At 35.5% G+C, this 17820-nt stretch carries 19 protein-coding genes and 1 other annotated feature; of the genes, 17 read left to right on the top strand and 2 right to left on the bottom strand.

Annotated features, from left to right (window positions below):
- Positions 1-29 precede the first annotated feature (29 nt).
- The 7 genes from trxA (at position 30) to ID741_RS13765 (ending at position 6533) form a co-directional block, all read left to right on the top strand.
- Positions 30-344 carry a thioredoxin gene (trxA, locus tag ID741_RS13795; protein ID WP_218324587.1) on the top strand — a complete coding sequence of 105 codons (315 nt, stop codon included), beginning with the start codon at positions 30-32 and terminating at the stop codon, positions 342-344.
- Positions 345-435: 91 nt separating this feature from the next.
- Positions 436-2211, top strand: a complete 1776-nt coding sequence (gene uvrC / locus ID741_RS13790; protein WP_438720333.1) for an excinuclease ABC subunit UvrC — start codon at positions 436-438, stop codon at positions 2209-2211.
- A gap of 259 nt (positions 2212-2470) precedes the next feature.
- On the top strand, positions 2471-2785 hold the full coding sequence (locus ID741_RS13785) for a PadR family transcriptional regulator (protein WP_218324589.1): 315 nt from the start codon (positions 2471-2473) through the stop codon (positions 2783-2785).
- Complete coding sequence (locus tag ID741_RS13780) at positions 2785-3474, top strand: DUF2812 domain-containing protein (protein ID WP_438720332.1); 690 nt, start codon at positions 2785-2787, stop codon at positions 3472-3474. The genes ID741_RS13785 and ID741_RS13780 overlap by 1 nt, the downstream gene beginning before the upstream one ends.
- A gap of 17 nt (positions 3475-3491) precedes the next feature.
- Entirely contained in the window at positions 3492-4391 is a 900-nt protein-coding gene (locus ID741_RS13775; RefSeq protein WP_218324591.1) for an ABC transporter ATP-binding protein, read from the top strand.
- The gene (locus ID741_RS13770) at positions 4384-5643 is read left to right on the top strand and encodes an ABC transporter permease (protein WP_218324592.1); all 1260 of its coding nucleotides are present in this window, start codon (positions 4384-4386) and stop codon (positions 5641-5643) included. Before ID741_RS13775 ends, ID741_RS13770 begins: the two co-directional genes overlap by 8 nt.
- A 74-nt stretch (positions 5644-5717) precedes the next feature.
- Positions 5718-6533, top strand: a complete 816-nt coding sequence (locus ID741_RS13765) for an aldo/keto reductase (protein ID WP_218324593.1) — start codon at positions 5718-5720, stop codon at positions 6531-6533.
- Between the two features lie 40 nt (positions 6534-6573).
- On the opposite strand, the gene ID741_RS13760 is transcribed toward ID741_RS13765, so the two are convergent.
- Positions 6574-7296 (bottom strand): gamma-glutamyl-gamma-aminobutyrate hydrolase family protein, encoded by a 723-nt coding sequence (locus tag ID741_RS13760; protein ID WP_218324594.1) that lies wholly within the window; start codon positions 7294-7296, stop codon positions 6574-6576.
- A gap of 141 nt (positions 7297-7437) precedes the next feature.
- Positions 7438-7486, top strand: a sequence feature (sodium ion sensor (DUF1646 type); this cis-regulatory element may regulate processes involved in with the transportation of sodium ions).
- Between the two features lie 97 nt (positions 7487-7583).
- Here ID741_RS13760 and ID741_RS13755 point away from each other — a divergent pair.
- The 10 genes from ID741_RS13755 to ID741_RS13710 are packed head-to-tail and all read left to right on the top strand — an operon-like array spanning position 7584 to position 17391.
- Entirely contained in the window at positions 7584-7907 is a 324-nt protein-coding gene (locus ID741_RS13755) for a hypothetical protein (protein ID WP_218324595.1), read from the top strand.
- On the top strand, positions 7894-9867 hold the full coding sequence (locus ID741_RS13750) for a V-type ATP synthase subunit I (RefSeq protein WP_218324596.1): 1974 nt from the start codon (positions 7894-7896) through the stop codon (positions 9865-9867). The genes ID741_RS13755 and ID741_RS13750 overlap by 14 nt, the downstream gene beginning before the upstream one ends.
- Complete coding sequence (locus ID741_RS13745) at positions 9864-10334, top strand: V-type ATP synthase subunit K (RefSeq protein ID WP_218324597.1); 471 nt, start codon at positions 9864-9866, stop codon at positions 10332-10334. Before ID741_RS13750 ends, ID741_RS13745 begins: the two co-directional genes overlap by 4 nt.
- Before the next feature lie 12 nt (positions 10335-10346).
- Positions 10347-10931 carry a hypothetical protein gene (locus ID741_RS13740; RefSeq protein WP_438720331.1) on the top strand — a complete coding sequence of 195 codons (585 nt, stop codon included), beginning with the start codon at positions 10347-10349 and terminating at the stop codon, positions 10929-10931.
- A gap of 10 nt (positions 10932-10941) precedes the next feature.
- Entirely contained in the window at positions 10942-11934 is a 993-nt protein-coding gene (locus ID741_RS13735; RefSeq protein ID WP_218324599.1) for a V-type ATPase subunit, read from the top strand.
- On the top strand, positions 11924-12235 hold the full coding sequence (locus tag ID741_RS13730; RefSeq protein WP_218324600.1) for a V-type ATP synthase subunit F: 312 nt from the start codon (positions 11924-11926) through the stop codon (positions 12233-12235). Before ID741_RS13735 ends, ID741_RS13730 begins: the two co-directional genes overlap by 11 nt.
- A 13-nt stretch (positions 12236-12248) precedes the next feature.
- A complete protein-coding gene (locus ID741_RS13725; protein ID WP_218324601.1) occupies positions 12249-14030 on the top strand; it encodes a V-type ATP synthase subunit A in 1782 nt (593 codons plus the stop codon).
- A complete protein-coding gene (locus ID741_RS13720) occupies positions 14023-15399 on the top strand; it encodes a V-type ATP synthase subunit B (RefSeq protein WP_218324602.1) in 1377 nt (458 codons plus the stop codon). The genes ID741_RS13725 and ID741_RS13720 overlap by 8 nt, the downstream gene beginning before the upstream one ends.
- Positions 15400-15405: 6 nt before the next feature.
- Positions 15406-16038, top strand: a complete 633-nt coding sequence (locus ID741_RS13715; protein WP_218324603.1) for a V-type ATP synthase subunit D — start codon at positions 15406-15408, stop codon at positions 16036-16038.
- 12 nt (positions 16039-16050) lie between these two features.
- Positions 16051-17391, top strand: a complete 1341-nt coding sequence (locus ID741_RS13710; RefSeq protein WP_438720330.1) for a TrkH family potassium uptake protein — start codon at positions 16051-16053, stop codon at positions 17389-17391.
- Between the two features lie 35 nt (positions 17392-17426).
- Here ID741_RS13710 and gloA read toward each other — a convergent pair whose 3' ends face one another.
- Entirely contained in the window at positions 17427-17798 is a 372-nt protein-coding gene (gloA, locus tag ID741_RS13705; RefSeq protein ID WP_438720329.1) for a lactoylglutathione lyase, read from the bottom strand.
- Between the last annotated feature and the right edge of the window lie 22 nt (positions 17799-17820).

Below are 17820 nucleotides of genomic sequence, written 5' to 3'. Positions count from 1 at the left end.
ACATTTAGCAAATCAAAGGAGGAAGATTTATGTCACAAGTAGTTACTGATAAAACTTTCAGTCAAGAAACTGACGAAGGATTAGTTTTAATCGACTTTTGGGCAACTTGGTGTGGTCCTTGTCGCATGCAAGCACCAATTTTAGAACAATTATCTGAAGAATATGATGATAGCGAATTAAAAATCGTAAAAATGGACGTGGATGAAAATCCCGAAACTCCTTCATCGTTTGGAATCATGAGTATTCCTACTTTAGTTCTTAAAAAAGACGGCGAAATCGTCGATAAAGTGATTGGTGTACATACCAAAGACCAATTAAAAGAATTAGTTACATCACATATGTAAGCTCGTTAACAGAGTCGGGACAAAGGAAAATTTTTGTCTCGGCTTTCTTTTTGTGAGAAAATATTCCTAGCGAAAACTTAGGAGAATCCAAATGAATGAAAGAATAAAAAATAAATTAGCGCTTTTACCAGATCAACCTGGTTGTTACTTAATGAAAGATAAAAATGGCACAATTATTTATGTAGGTAAAGCTAAAATTTTAAAAAATCGTGTACGTTCTTATTTTACTGGCAGTCATAATACGAAAACTGAAAGATTGGTTAGTGAAATTGAGGACTTTGAATATATTGTTACTGAGTCTAATATTGAAGCTTTATTGTTAGAAATTAATTTAATTAAGAAAAATGATCCCAAGTATAATATCATGCTAAAAGATGATAAAACCTATCCTTTTATTAAGATCACTAATGAAGATTATCCTCGATTATTAATTACACGGAAGGTTTTAAAAGATAAAGCGTTGTATTTTGGTCCTTATCCTGATGTTGGTGCCGCAAATGAAACCAAAAAATTATTGGATCGCTTGTTTCCATTGCGAAAATGTAAAACTTTACCGAAAGAAGTTTGTTTGTATTATCATATGGGACAGTGTTTGGCTCCGTGTATTTTTGATATTCCAACAGTCCGTTATCGGGTAATGGTAAATGAAATTAAACAATTTCTAAATGGTGGTCATACAAAAATTCAGGAACAATTAGAAGTAAAAATGGCTCAAGCGGCTGAAAATATGGAATTTGAAAAGGCAGCGGAATACCGGGATCAAATTAAATCGATTGAAACAGTTATGACGAAACAAAAAATGACCAACGCTGATTTAGTTGACCGGGATGTGTTTGGATATAGTACTGACAAAGGTTGGATGTGTGTCCAAGTCTTTTTCATTCGCCAAGGCAAAGTAATTGAACGAGATGTTTCAATGTTTCCTTTTTACAATGACGCTGAAGAAGATTTTTTAACTTACTTAGGTCAGTTTTACCAAGAAAATGAACATTTTATTCCAAAAGAAGTGTTAATCCCTGACGATATTGATCAAGCCAGTGTTGAAGCCTTGTTAGATACTAAAGTTTTACAACCTCAAAGAGGCGAAAAGAAAAAATTGGTAATCTTAGCTAGTAAAAATGCTCGAGTAGCCCTAAATGAAAAATTCAATCTGATTGAACGGAGTGAAGCGCGGACAATTGGCGCTGTCGATAAATTAGGTGATGCTATGAATATTCCAGCACCAATTAGAATTGAGGCTTTTGATAATTCAAATATTATGGGAACTGATCCGGTGGCAGCTATGGTAGTCTTTATTGATGGTAAGCCTGCTAAAAAAGAATATCGGAAATATAAAATTAAGACCGTTAAAGGTCCAGATGATTATGCATCGATGCGAGAAGTTATCTATCGACGCTATTCTCGCGTATTAAAAGAAGACCTACCTTTTCCTGATTTAATTGTAATTGATGGAGGCAAAGGGCAAGTTGATGCTGCAAAGGAAGTTTTAGATAATCAACTGGGTCTAGATATTCCGATTGCTGGATTAGCCAAAGACGATAAACATAAAACCAGTGAATTGTTATTTGGAGCAGACTTGTCAGTGGTCCCACTAGAAAGAAACTCGCAGGAATTTTTCTTACTACAAAGAATTCAAGATGAAGTCCACCGTTTTGCAATTACCTTCCATCGTCAATTAAGAAGTAAAAATAGTTTTGCTTCTAAACTAGATGCGATTGATGGTTTAGGCCCTAAACGCAAAAAATTATTGTTAAAAGAATTTAAATCTTTGAAAAAAATCCAAGCAGCTTCAATTGAAGAATTAAAAATGATCGGCTTACCTCAAAAGGTTGCCGAAAATGTTTATCAAAAATTACATGAAGACTAGTGAATATTATTTCACTGGTCTTTTTTTGGTAAAGCTATTTTTTTATGATAAAACGGACGATGTAAAAGGGATTGGATAGTAATCGACGAGCAGAGATGCTATTTTTACGGCAGAAAGAGTTTCAGAATTATTAACGAACATCATTTCGATTTTTTCTTCTTATATCAAAAAAAATTAAAAATAAATTGACAAAATATATATCATTCGATAATATATCGTTAAGAGATATATCAGTGAGTGATATAGAGAAGGTGAAAAGATGGATGAAGCATTAACAGATTCGAACTATTTAATTTTGTTGGCTTTATTAAGACCACAACACGGTTATGCCATTATGAAAGAAGTCAGTGCTTTAACTGAGGGAAATTTTGAGATCGGGCCCGCTAGTATGTATACGATTTTAAAAAAATTAACCAAAAGTGGTTACATTACTTTGGAAGAAAGTACTGATCGAAAGAAAATCTATCAAATTACAGATAGTGGAAAAGAAGTTTTACGAAAAGACGTCCGACGACGAAAATTATTTTACCAATTCGGTGAGAGATTACTATCTGATGCAGGAGGCGAAGGTTAATGGGGTTGTTTGAGAAGAAATATTTACTCAGCTTAGGTGTGGCCTTTTATCCAGAAAAAGAAATGCTTCGCCTTGAAAAACAAGCTGCTAAAGGTTGGGAGTTTGAGAAGTTAAATATTTTTGGCTTTTTAGTTTTCAAGAAAGGCGTTCCACAAAACCGGCAGTATGCAGTTGATTATTTTTCTGGTAAATCAGAAGATCTCTCAGAGTATTTAGAGATGTATCAAATAAGTGGTTGGCAAAAAGTCAGTGATTTCCGAAAAAAATATTATTTTTTTTCTGCTGATAAAGATACACCTAGTATTTTTTCCGACGAAGAAAGCTATCGTGAAAAATTTAAGTTGGAATGGCGCTATAATTTTTTGCGCTCGCTGATTTATGCACTGTTCGGCTTTATTGTACTGGTAGCAATTAGTTTTATTCAAGCAGCTGAGTGGCCGGTACCTAACGGATTATTATTATTCATTGCTTTTTTTGGGCTTTTTGGTGTTTTTTTTCCGATTGGTATTTTTGCAACGATGTTGTTTTATAAATTGTTTTACCGAGATCGTACAAGATATTACAACCAACCAGATAAGTTTGCTAAAAAGCAATCGTTTATTCGCGACCAATCTATTTTAATGATTATTGGCGCAGTCATCGGAGCCGTGATTGGTGTTGGTTTCGCATTATTGTTTTCGAGTTTATAAATGAAGGAGTGGGAAGAATGTTACAAGTGGAGCAACTTAGTAAAACTTTTGGAGACTTCAAAGCGTTAGATAATTTATCTTTAACGATTGAGGATGGGAAAATTTTAGGTTTAATTGGACAAAATGGTGCCGGTAAGACGACAACATTTCGTTTGATCCTAGATTTTTTAGCAAAAGATAGCGGGAAAATATTATGGAACGGACAACCATTAACTGAGAAGGATTATAGCATCATTGGCTATTTACCAGAAGAACGAGGATTGTATCCAAAAGTATCGATTGAAGAACAATTATTGTTTTTTGCCGCTTTAAGAGGCAAGAAAAAAGCTGAAATTGTACCAAAAATTGATGAATGGATGGAAAAATTCCAAGTAAAAGGTAAGAAAACAGATAAGGTTAAATCCTTATCAAAAGGGAATCAGCAAAAGGTTCAATTGATCGCTACTTTGATTCATGAGCCTAAATTAGTTATTTTGGATGAACCTTTTTCTGGCTTGGATCCAGTGAATGCGGAACTATTAAAAGATGGCATCATTGAGTTAAAAGGTAAAGGTTCATGTGTTATTTTTTCTAGTCATAATATGGATAATGTCGAAAAAATTTGTGACAATTTAATTATGTTACGGAATGGCCAAACTGTTTTAGATGGTAAGGTTCATGAAATTCGTGAATCTTTTGGACGAACGAAACTGTATCTAGATTCTTCATTAACAGCTGCGGAATTGGATGAATTTGCTGGTGTTGAAAAAATTGTTCAAAAAGAAGATGGCACTTTTGATTTAACTTTGTCTGATCCGGAAATTGGCAAAGATATTTTCGCTAAAGCAACTGAAAATGGCTATATTCCAATGTTCAATCAGCAACCACCAACTTTAGAAGAGATATTCAAATGGAAAGCAGGTGACCAACATGAGTAAAATGGGAATTATTATTAAAGACGTTTACAAAAAAAATGTTAAATCAACAGCTTTTGTCATCATGATTTTGGCACCATTTTTGCTAATGGGTATCTTTTATTTGGCACAACATTTCTTTGGTAATACAAATGATATTAACGAAATTGGTATCATTAGTAATCAGCCGGCAGTTGCAGAACAATTAAAAAGCCAATCGTCAGAGGATTTTAATTTCAAAGTAATGGATTCAAAGAAACAAGCACAAAATCAATTGGAGAATGAAAAAATTGATGCTTATTTCGTTATCGATACAAAAGATGATGATACTGTTCAAAGTACCCTATATAGTACCTCATCATTAGGTACGACCACAGAAGGTGCGCTGACACAAATAACTAATCAATTGCAGTTGGGATTACGTGCTGGTCAGTTAAATATCAACAATCAACAAGTCGCTCATATTATTGAACCCGGGCAATTTCAAGCAAAACGTGTGAATTTTGAAGATGGTAAAATGAAAGTTGATGAGGCTGATACCGGCGCGCAATATTGGATTAGTTTTGCAACAACTATTATTATGTTTATTTTTATTATGAGTTATTCTTCAATTATTGCACAAGAAATTGCTTCAGAAAAAGGGACCCGAATTATGGAAGTTTTATTATCCAGTATGAAGGCTAAAACTCATTACTATGGGAAGCTTATTGGCGTTTTACTAGTTGCGTTGACCCAATTAATTATTTACGGTGTCGCCATTGTTGTGGGTTATCAGCAATTTAAAAATACCGATTTTATTGCTGGGATAGCTAATAATGTCACCTTTAAACATTTGTTTGGCGTAAACACAATCATTATGCTGGCCTTTATGATTTTCGGAATTTTACTTTATGCAGTATTATCTGCTTTATGTGGTTCTTTAGTTAACAAACCTGAGGACACTGCAAAGGCGATACAGCCAGTGATGTATCTTTCATTAATTGGTTATATGCTAAATATCATTATGGGGGCAGCCAATCCAACCAATATTATTGTAAAGGTCACTGCATATATTCCATTTCTTTCCTCATATAGTATGCCACTGAGACTGTCGACAGATACAGTGAGTCTTTCTGGGGCTGTAATCTCTTTAGTTGTCTTGATTGTTTTCACCATTTTATTGAACTTATTTTCAGCTCAGTTATATAAATCAAATGTATTGGTTTATAGTGAAGGTGGCATGGTGAGTGCCTTGCGCCAATCATTTTCAATTATGCGCAATGATCGGGAAAAATAATCAAAATATTTGACCAAATAAAAGATTTTCTTCAAAATAAAGTATAGTTGAAAGATTTGGAGGAGGAATTTTGTATGGAAAAAACAAAAAAATTAGCTAATGGTTTAGAAATGCCACGTTTTGGTCTAGGTGTTTGGCGTGTAGATCCGGAAGATGCAATTAATTCGGTAAAATGGGCGATTCAAGCAGGATATCGTTTAATCGATACAGCGGCAATTTATAAGAATGAAGCTGAAGTTGGTGAAGGTATTCGCCAATCTGGCGTATCACGGGAAGAGCTGTTTATTACTACAAAATTATGGAATGCTGATCAAGGCTATGAAACAGCACATCAAGCATTTGATGAAAGCTTGAAAAAATTAGGTTTAGATTATGTTGATTTATACTTGATTCATTGGCCAGTTCCAGGTAAATTTAACGATTCTTGGAAAGCGATGGAAGAAGTTTATGAAAGTGGTCGAGCAAAAGCAATTGGTGTTTCTAATTTCCATCAACACCATATTGAAGAATTAATGACAACTGCAAAAATTAAACCAATGGTTGATCAAGTTGAAATTCATCCTACGTTAACACAAGAGCCTTTGCGCAAATATTTAGCTAGTGAAAATATTGCAGTTGAAGCTTGGTCCCCACTAGGACAAGGGAAAATTTTAAGCAATCCAACTTTAATGAAAATTGCTGAAACCCATCAAAAAAGTGTAGCCCAAGTGATTATTCGCTGGCATTTACAAAGTGATATTATTGTGATTCCAAAATCAGTGCATGAAAATCGGATCAAAGAAAATTTTGATGTGTTTGATTTTGAACTAAGTCCAGATGATATGAAAGAGATCGATAGCTTAAACATTAATGAGCGTTTAGGTGGAGATCCAGATAATTTTAATTTTTAAAAAAATGAGCGTCGTCATTCAGTTGACGGCGCTCGTTTTTTTAGAATTTTTGGACAAAAAAATTGAACAATTCCTGCTCTTTAGGGTCTGCTTTATGAACTAATTCAGGATGCCATTGAACACCCAAAATCGGCACACCAGGATCTTTGCTTTCAACAGCTTCGATAATACCATCCTTGGACCAAGCAATCGCTTTTAGCGGTTCAGCTAATTCTTTTAAGGCTTGATGATGAAATGAATTGACCTGTGTTTCTTCAGCTAATAAATTTCCTAAGATAGAATTATTTGCTACTTTAATCGAATGTAAAGCAAAAGCAGGTGGTGTTGGGAACATATCGTGTTTCACTGACCAATCATTATACAAGGATAAATCTTGATAGAGATTTCCTCCTAAAGTGACATTTAAAATCTGCGTGCCACGACATACAGTAAAAATTGGTTTCTTTTGTTCAATAGCTTCTTGGATAAGAGCCATTTCAAACAAATCTCGCTCCAAACTAGTCGCACCTAACTTAGGATGAGGTTCTTCCCCATAGAGGCTAGGGGTAATATCTTGTCCACCAGCTAGCAAAAGTTTATCAATTTTTTCAATATAATCTGCTGCTAAATCGGCAAGACCAAGAGGAAGTACTAAAGGAACTCCACCTGCTTGATGGATACCATCAATAAAACCTTGGGGAGTATAACTAAAAGGTTGATCAAAAAAAGCTGTGTTATCTAAATAATGTTGGTTGGCAACAATACCAATGATTGGTTTTTTCATATAAAACTCCTTTAAATGGTTTATCCTTTTGATAACATAAAATAATCTTTTTGGCAAGATAACCTACTCTGTCATAAGAATCCTTTTTTTTCTTAATAACTTCTGATATACTATAATGGAATTGAATTTATTATTCAAAATGGTTGGGCGTAAGCTTCAAGGATCATGTTTCTCAAGGGGTGAGAGAAACACTTGAAGATTTGCGGCCTTTTTTTGTTTTCAATTAAAAAAACGAAAATCATCAAAAAAATGAAAATAAAAGATAACCAAATTAAAGGAGGAGCGGGATGCTAGAGGCACTGGAAAAAATCAAAGCAGCCGAAGAAAGAAACGAAGCACAAATGAACCAAGTCAAAAAAGAATTGTTAAAACTTGAAAAAAAGAATCAACAATTGTTACAGGAAAAACAAGCAGATTTACAAAAAAAGAATAACGAAAAAATAACTGAGAGAAATCGTGAGTTGAATGATGACCTAAAAAAAGAAGCGCTTCAGCTAGAAGAGCAAAAAAAACAGTTAGCGGATCATTATCAAGCAAATTTTGAATTAATTAAGGCGCAAGCAATTACAAAAATTTTAGAAGGGGTGAGAGAAAAATATGGCAGTCAGTAAAATGAAAAAACTGACACTCATTGCTGAAGATAAAAAAACCCATGAAATTTTAGTTACCCTTCAAGGATTTCAAGGCGTTGAAGTGCGTGATGTTTTCGATTTAAAGGAAAATAATCAGTGGGTAAAAGCTTTTTTTACTGATTTTGAACCAAATGATCAGCAAGACCAAATTCAACAGATCGATCAACAAATTGAAGCTATTCATCAAAGTATTAAATTTATTAAAGATCATGGTAGCAGTAAAGAAAAAGCGATTCATTTAAAACGCAGATTTTTGACCTTGCAGCAATTAGAAGAACAATTTGATCCAGAAAAATTATTGACTGAATTAACAGAAATTGAAAACTTAATCAGTCGTTTCGCAGAACTGAATCAAAGAGAAAAAACATTGACGGTAGAGGAAGAAGTTTTTTCTAAATGGCAGTATTTAGATGTTATTCCACAGCAAAATAATTTGAAAACGAGTCAAACTTTTTTAGGAACAGTTGAGACTGAGAATTGGGAAAAACTAAAAGCTGATCTACAGCAAGAAACAATTTATTTCGAAGAAGTTTATAGTGATGGGAAAATCACTAATTTCAGTTTAATTTATTTAAACCAGCAACAAGCAGTCGTCAAGCAATTAATCGCTCATTTTAGTATCACGAAGTTTGATTATCTAGAAAGCCAGTTACCAAAAAATAAGTTAGCTGAAATTCATTCTGAGCAAAATGATGTTTATCAAGCAAAACAGCAATTATCTACTATGATTGGTCAAAAGCGAGTAAATATTCATGAATTGGAGTGGGCAGAAGAGACTTTACTTGCCCAGAAAAATCGATTGTTAGTCCATAAGAGCTATATCCAAACAGACCATTTATTTGTTTTGCAAGGTTGGATTGCTGAGGATGAAGTGTTGTCTTTGGAAAAAAGGTTAGCAACAGAAGAAGTTTATTTAAGCGTGGAAGAGCCTAATCTGGTTGAAATTGAAACAGAAATTCCTACCAAGCTTAAAAATAGTCGTTTAGTTAAGCCTTTTGAAATGCTGACTGAGATGTATGCACTACCGAAATATGAAGAAATTGATCCGACACCTTGGTTCACGCCGTTTTATTTAGTGTTTTTTGGCATGATGGTCGCTGATATTGGATATGGATTATTGATGTTGATAGCAACGACAATAGTTTTAAAATCGCAAATATTACCAAATGGGACCAAGCGATTCATGGAATTCTTTCAAATTTTGTCCATACCAACTATTGTATGGGGACTCATTTATAATGGATTCTTTGGTTTTTCATTACCATACAAACCAATATTGTCTACCAGTAATGATGTAATTACGATTTTAATTTTATCCATCATTTTCGGATTGATCCAAATTTTCGTTGGCTTAGGATTGGCAGCTGCAGAAAATATTAAAGCAAAAAATTATTTGGCAGCTATTTCTCAAGGCTTTGCTTGGCAAGGGATTTTTGTAGGCGGTATTATTGCTGCCGCTGGGAAGATGCTTTTAACTAGTTCGCCAATCTTTATTTTAGGGATAATTATTGCTGGAATTAGCGCTCTTTCAATAGTCGTTTTACCGATGGTTGGCAGTAAATCAAAATTGGCAGCGTTAGCCGGTGGGGCCTATGATTTATACGGCATCACAGGTTATATCGGAGATTTAGTAAGTTATACACGTTTGATGGCTTTAGGTATTTCAGGTGGGAGTATCGCCGCAGCGTTTAATATGCTGGTGGGTTATATGCCACCGGTTGCAAAATTTAGTGTAGGGATTTTGCTAATGTTGGTCTTGCATGGCTTGAACATTTTCTTATCCTTATTAAGTGCTTATGTTCACGGTGCACGATTACAATACGTAGAGTTTTTCGGCAAATTTTATCAAGGTGGAGGCAAACCCTTCAAGCCTTTGAAAACAGAGGAAAAATATATCAATATTGAAAAGAAAGATAAATTGGAGGAAATTTCAAAATGACAGAGTATTTAATTAACAATAGTGGTGGGATTATTTTTGCGATTTTGGGTATGGCAACAGCAACAATTTTTTCAGGAATTGGTTCTTCGAAAGGTGTGGGGATGACCGGTGAAGCAGCGGCAGCTCTAACAACTAGTCAACCTGAAAAATTTGGACAATCATTGATTTTACAACTATTACCCGGAACACAAGGATTGTACGGGTTCGTAATTGCCTTCTTAATTTTTACTAATCTATCGTCTGATTTAACAGTTGTTCAAGGGTTAGGCTATTTAGGAGCATCTTTACCCATTGCTTTTACTGGTTTATTTTCTGGAATTGCCCAAGGGAAAGTGGCTGCAGCGGGTATCCAAATCTTGGCTAAAAAACCTGAGCACGCAACAAAGGGAATCATTTATGCAGCAATGGTAGAAACTTATGCCATTTTAGGCTTCGTTATTTCTTTCCTATTAGTAGGTCAAGTATAAGGAGCGATTTAAATGGATGCTATTGAAAAAATCATTGATCAATTAAATGAAGAAGCACAACTTAAGCAAACAGAATTTCAAGTAACGGAAAAAATGCGAATTGAGCAAGAATTTCAAGCTAGTTTACAAGAGATTGAATTGGAACAGAAAAAAAGATATGAAAATCAATTAGATCAATTAGAAGAAAAAAATAAGCAATTAAAAAATCGCCAACAAGTAGCAGCTAAACAAACTAACTTAAATTTAAAACAACAATTATTGGATGAAATGTTTATTGCCGCACAAGAAGCCATGAATGACTGGTCAATTGAAGAACACCAAAATTTTGCTAATGGAGCATTAAAAAAATTAGCAGTTTCTGGCTCGCTGAAATTCATTTCTGGTGGAATAACTAAAGATGTTTACACCGAAGAATGGTTGGCTATCCAAAATGCACAGTTAAAATACCAACTAACATTATCAGATGAAGTGATTCCCAATCAAGCGGGGTTCATTTTAGATCAAGCAGGTATTCAATATAATTTTCTCTATCAAACATTAATCGAGGAACAAAAAGAAACATTAAGCTTCGAACTGGCACAAACCTTTTTGGATTAAGGAGGTCTAAATGAAAACTTATAGCTATCATGAGTTAAATCCTCTGATTCGCTTAAAAGAACTTGAATTGTTAACCCCAGATATGTTTGATCGTTTAGTTGCTGCAAAAGACTTAAAAGAAGTTCAGCAATTGCTAAATAGTACTTTTTATGGGGAATTTTTACAGGGAGATTTTGCTGAGACTTTTGAAGAAAGCTTACAAAACTCTTTTAATCAATTAATTACAGAATTAATCGAACTGGCACCTGAGCCGGAAGTGATATGGATTTATACGATGCGATTTACTTATCATAATTTAAAAGCCCTGATGAAGGCAGAATTACTTGAACAAAACTTTGATGAATTATTTTTGTATGATGGATTTTATTCTTTAGAACAAATTAAAAGTGTGGTTAAAACTGGACAATCTAATAGTTTACCTGATGAGATTATCGGTACGGTAAATGCGGTTAAGGCACATTTTTCAGAGTCTAATAGTCTACAAGGAATCGATATTATCTTTGACCGTGATTTTTTGCGTAATCAAGAAATAGTAGGAGAAAAGTTAGGCTATGTCGCGCTACTATCAGAAATCACAGCCTTTATTGATTTTACTAATTTAATTATTTTAGGTCGTGGCATTCGTCAAAAACGAAGTAAAGCCTTTCTATCTACAGTTCTTTCTAGTCAAGGAAGTATCGCCAAAGAAGATTTATTAGCGATTATTGAACAGCCCCAAACATTTGCTGATTTTATTTTGGCTAGTCCTTATGGAAATGAAGCAGCTTCAGCGGTAGTAGATGGAAAAGTTGACTTAGCAAAATTGGAAAAGGCCAAAGATGATTATTTGGCAAGTTTATTTGAAGCTTATCAAGTTGAAGCTTTCGGTCCATTACCAATGTTAGCTTTGTTGCACGGAAAAGAAACTGAAATAAAAAATCTGCGTTTATTAGTTGTTGGAAAAAAAATCGGAATGGATCAATCTGATATTAAGGAAAGGATGCGAGTAACCCATGACGCATAAAATTGGTGCAATTGGCGATAAAGACTCGGTATTGCCTTTCAAATTATTTGATTTTGATGTAAGAACGGATAAACAACCAAGTGCTATTCGAAAAAATATTGAAGAAATGGCTCAGTCAGGTTATGGGATCATTTATCTGACTGAACAATTTGCGCAACTGGTTCCTGAAACTGTCAAAAGATATGAAGAAGAGATGATCCCTGCGATTGTTTTAATTCCAAATTTTGCAGGAACAGATGGACTGGGGCAAAAAATGATTCAAGATCAAGTAGAACGAGCAGTCGGAATGAATATATTGTAAAGGAGCAGACAGCTTGCAAGAAGGAAGAGTAATCAAAGTATCTGGGCCGTTAGTAATGGCTGAAAATATGGGTCACGCAGCAATTCAAGATATTTGTTATGTTGGAGAGCTGGGGGTAATTGGCGAAATTATTGAAATGCGAAAAGATGTCGCCTCCATCCAAGTATATGAAGAAACTGCTGGGATTGGACCAGGGGAAGTCGTAAAAACAACGGGAGAAGCTTTATCGGTTGAATTAGGTCCAGGAATTGTGTCTCAAATGTTTGATGGCATTCAACGACCCTTAGATAAATTTCAAACGTTGACCCAAAGTAATTTTTTGAGTCGAGGTGTCCAATTACCGGCTTTAGATCATCAAAAAAAATGGTGGTTTGAAGCAGCTTTAGAAATTGGTACAGTTGTTTCTGCTGGAGATGTAGTAGGAATCGTAGAAGAAACGAAAGTACTAACACATAAAATTATGGTTCCGAATGGTGTTAGCGGCACCATTACAAAAATTCACTCAGGTGAGTTTAATATCACTGAAACCGTTTATGTTTTAGCGACTGAAGAAGGTGAAAAAAGTTTTTCAATGCTGCAAAAATGGCCTGTTCGTCGCGGTCGACCAGTCAAAGAAAAATTAAATCCAGAAGCACCAATGATCACTGGTCAACGAGTAATTGATACTTTCTTTCCAGTGGTAAAAGGTGGAGCGGCTGCTGTACCAGGACCATTTGGTGCTGGGAAAACGGTTGTGCAACATCAGATAGCCAAATGGGCCGATGTCGATTTAGTAGTTTATGTTGGCTGTGGTGAACGTGGTAATGAAATGACCGATGTGTTGAATGAATTTCCGGAATTGATTGATCCTAAAACAGGAGAATCCTTGATGGAACGAACGATTTTAATTGCCAATACATCGAATATGCCAGTGGCAGCACGAGAAGCATCTATTTATACTGGGATTACCATTGCTGAATATTTCCGTGATATGGGTTATAACGTAGCAATTATGGCAGATTCAACCTCTCGCTGGGCTGAAGCTTTGCGAGAAATGAGTGGACGTTTGGAAGAAATGCCTGGTGATGAAGGTTATCCCGCTTATCTAGGTTCTCGCTTGGCGGAGTATTATGAACGTGCTGGGCGAGTCGTGGCACTGGGATCAGATGGGCGTGAAGGTTCCATTACTGCAATTTCGGCTGTATCACCATCAGGGGGAGATACTTCAGAGCCTGTCACGCAAAATACTTTACGAGTTGTAAAAGTATTTTGGGGGTTGAGTGCAAACCTAGCCCAACAAAGGCATTTCCCATCAATTGATTGGTTGTCTAGTTACTCATTGTATTCAAATGAAGTGGGATTATATTTAGACCAGCAAATGCAAGTTTCTTGGTCAGACTTAGTAACTGAAGGAATGAAAATTTTACAAGAAGAATCGCAGTTAAGTGAGATTGTTCGTTTAGTGGGGATTGATTCACTGTCTGAAAAAGATCGCTTAACTTTGGAAGTAGCGAAATCTATTCGCGAAGATTATTTGCAACAAAATGCTTTTGATGATGTGGATACATTTACTTCAAGAGAAAAGCAATTTAAAATGTTAAACAATATTTTGACTTTTTATAGTGAGAGTCGCAAAGCGCTAGATCTAGGTGCCTACTTGAAAGAAATCATGGAGGGAACAACTGATTTGCGAGATAAAGTTGCCCGCAGTAAGTATTTACCAGAAGCAGAGATTGAAAAATTGAGTGATATTCATCAAAGCATACCAATTATTTTACAAGAGATAGTTGCTAAAGGAGGGATGACCAATGATTAAAGAATATATGACAATCAGCGAAGTGGTAGGTCCCTTAATGGCTGTTGATAAAGTTGAAGGCGTCAAGTATGAAGAATTGTTAGAAATTCGTATGAAAAATGGCGAGATTCGAAGAGGACAAGTTCTTGAAATTAGTGAAGATAAGGCCTTGGTTCAAGTGTTTGAAGGAACTAGCGGAATTCATTTGCAAGAATCTACAGCTCGATTTTTAGGTCATCCACTTGAATTAGCCGTTTCTGAAGATATGATTGGCCGGGTGTTTGATGGACTAGGACGTCCTAAAGATAATGGTCCAGCAGTTTTAGCAGAAAAACATCTAGATATTAACGGCGAAGTAATCAATCCAGTTTCTCGTGATTACCCTGATGAATTTATTCAAACAGGGATTTCAGCGATTGATCATTTAAATACTCTTGTTCGTGGACAAAAATTGCCAGTTTTTTCTGGTTCAGGTTTGCCCCATAAAGAATTGGCAGCTCAAATTGCTCGCCAAGCAGCAGTTTTAAATGCTAATGATGATTTTGCTGTAGTTTTTGCAGGGATTGGGATCACCTTTGAAGAAGCCGAATACTTTATGGAGGATTTCCGTAAAACCGGCGCGATTGATCGCTCTGTCGTATTTATGAATTTAGCTAACGATCCGGCAATTGAACGAATCGCGACACCTAAAATGGCCTTAACAGCGGCTGAATATTTGGCTTACGAAAAAGGGATGCATGTCCTAGTTATCATGACAGATATGACCAATTACTGTGAAGCTTTGCGAGAAATTTCTGCTGCGCGGCGAGAAGTTCCTGGTCGTCGAGGCTACCCTGGTTATTTATATACTAATCTAGCTACTTTATACGAGCGGGCTGGACGGATACGCGGTTTGAAGGGTTCAGTCACGCAAATTCCAATATTATCAATGCCAGAAGACGATAAGACTCATCCGATACCCGATTTAACTGGTTACATTACAGAAGGTCAAATTATTTTATCTCGAGATTTATACAAGAGCGGAATCAAACCACCAATTGATGTTTTGCCATCCTTATCTCGACTAAAAGATAAAGGGACCGGTGAAGGAAAAACACGAAAAGATCATGCTGCTACCATGAATCAATTGTTCTCTGCTTATGCCCAAGGTAAACAAGCCAAAGAATTAGCAGTTGTTTTAGGCGATTCAGCTTTATCTGATACCGATAAAATATATGCAAAATTTGCAGATTGTTTCGAAGCCGAATATATTAATCAAGGTTATTACACAAATCGCTCAATTTTTGAAACCTTAGATTTAGGCTGGGAGCTATTATCAATGTTGCCGCGTACTGAATTAAAACGAATCAAAGATGATATGCTTGATGAGTATTTGTCAAAAGGAGTGTGATCACTCATGGCAAAGTTAAATGTCAACCCAACCCGAATGGAGTTGTCAAAACTAAAAAAACAATTAGTCACAGCGACACGAGGGCACAAATTATTAAAAGATAAACAAGATGAATTGATGCGTCGTTTTATTATTTTAATCAAAAAAAATAATCAGTTGCGTAAAGAAGTTGAGGTAGAATTAAATCAAGCGATGAAAGATTTTGCCTTAGCTGACGCTATGATTAATGATAAATTTATTGATGAACTATTAGCGGTGCCAAAAGATCGCGTATCAGTAGATGTGATTGAAAAAGATGTCATGAGTGTCAAAGTACCGGTAATGAATTTTCAACATCAAAATGATTTGGCTGATGGACCGCTAGAGTATGGATTTTTAAATTCTAATGAGGAACTTGATCAAAGTGTCGCTCGTTTTGCAGAAGTATTACCAAAGCTTTTGGAACTGACAGAGATTGAAAAAACTTGTCAATTGATGGCTAAAGAAATTGAAAAAACTCGACGTCGTGTGAATGCCTTAGAATATATGACCATTCCTCAGTTAGAAGAAACGATTTATTTTATTCAGATGAAGCTGGAAGAAAATGAACGGGCCGAGGTTACACGTCTAATAAAAATCAAAAATATGGGGAATAATTAAAGGATAAAGCGAATGAAAAAATTGAGGAATGTTTCTAGAATCCACAGTATTCAATATATCCCTTTGGGCTTTTTAGCATTAATTCTGATAGGTAGTGGTTTATTAACATTGCCTTTTTTTAGTCAGTCGGGTGAAACAACACCCTTTATTGATGCACTATTTACCGCTACATCGGCTACATGCGTTACTGGATTGACCACTTTGGCGACAGATTTACATTGGAATTTTGGTGGGCAAGCCATTATTTTATGTTTAATTGAAGTCGGTGGTTTAGGCTTTATGATGATCCCTATTTTATTTTTTTCAATGTTTCGAATGAAGGTGGGATTGCGAGCACGGATTGTTTTGCAAGAAGCCTTAAATTTGGAGTCATTGTCTGGAGTAATGAAATTAATGCTTTATATTATTCGGCTGGCTCTATGTATTCAATTATTAGGAACCTTCTTGTTGGCAATAGATTTTTTACCTAAATATGGTATTGCGCAAGGACTTTGGTTGAGCATATTTCATGCTGTATCAGCTTTTTGTAATGCTGGCTTTGATTTATTTGGCGATAGCATGGTGGGATTTGAAGATAATCCTTATGTCTTAATGATTATTGCCGGCTTGATTATTGCTGGTGGGCTGGGTTTTATCGTGTGGCGAGATTTGTTGGATTTTACAAAAAGGAAAAAATTCTCTCTTCATAGTAAAATTGCTTTGACCGTGACGATTGGCTTATTAGTTGTCGGAACTGGATTGTTCTATCTAACTGAAACTAATGGAAATGGTGGCTTAACTAGATTAGTTGATATGTTCTTTTTAGCTGTCACGCCAAGAACAGCTGGCTTTTTCTCGATCGATTATTTCAAAATGAGCTCTGCTGGGATTATTGTGACAATCCTTTTGATGTTTATTGGAGGAACGTCGGGTTCGACAGCTGGTGGGTTAAAGACGACTACCTTCGGAGTATTATTGATTCAAATATTTTCAATGCTAAGAGGGCGTAATAAAGCGGAAGCTTTCGGTCGAACGATCAAACCATCAGTGGTCTTTAAAGCTCTAACAATGTTCTTTTTAGCTTTGTCGATTTGTATCGTTGCGGTGGTGATTTTATCAATTACGGAAGAATTGCCTACAACTGCTGGAGTGGAATATTTCTTTTTTGAAGTTGTCTCAGCTTTTGGAACAGTTGGCTTAACTATGGGATTGACACCTGATTTGACAGTAGTTGGCAAATTAGTCATCATTTTGTTGATGTATATTGGTCGGGTAGGAATCTTGACCATTGGCTTGTCATTGACTATTCAGATTGCAAAAAATCAAGCAACTGGACACTATAAATTGCCAGAAGAAAGTGTCATGATCGGATAAAAAAAGGTGAACTGAATTTTCAGTTCACCTTTTGATTAGGCACGAATAACTTCGATTTTGTAACCATCAGGATCAACGATAAAATAATAAGAAGGATCAGTACCAGGTAATCCTTTTAAATCTGTTACGTTAAAGCCAGCTGCTTGATGCTTTTCATGTAATGCTTCCAAATCATCTACGCTGATAGCGATATGACCATAACCGTTACCTAAGTCATAAGCTTCATGATCGTAATTATAAGTTAATTCCAATTCGTAGTCATCTCCAGCTAAGGTCAAGTAAACCAAAGTGAATTTTGATTCAGGAAAATCTCTACGGCGAGAAACTTCGAAATCGAAAGCTTTTTGATAAAAAGCTAGTGAAGCATCCAAATCCTTTACACGAACACAAGTATGAGCCATTTTCATAAATATATTTCCTCCTATTTAA

Source organism: Enterococcus sp. AZ103, assembly GCF_051714685.1.
In the GTDB taxonomy this organism is placed as follows: domain Bacteria; phylum Bacillota; class Bacilli; order Lactobacillales; family Enterococcaceae; genus Enterococcus_A; species Enterococcus_A alishanensis.
Note: the sequence above shows the minus strand (reverse complement) of the source record. Positions and strands in the feature narration are given on the sequence as shown.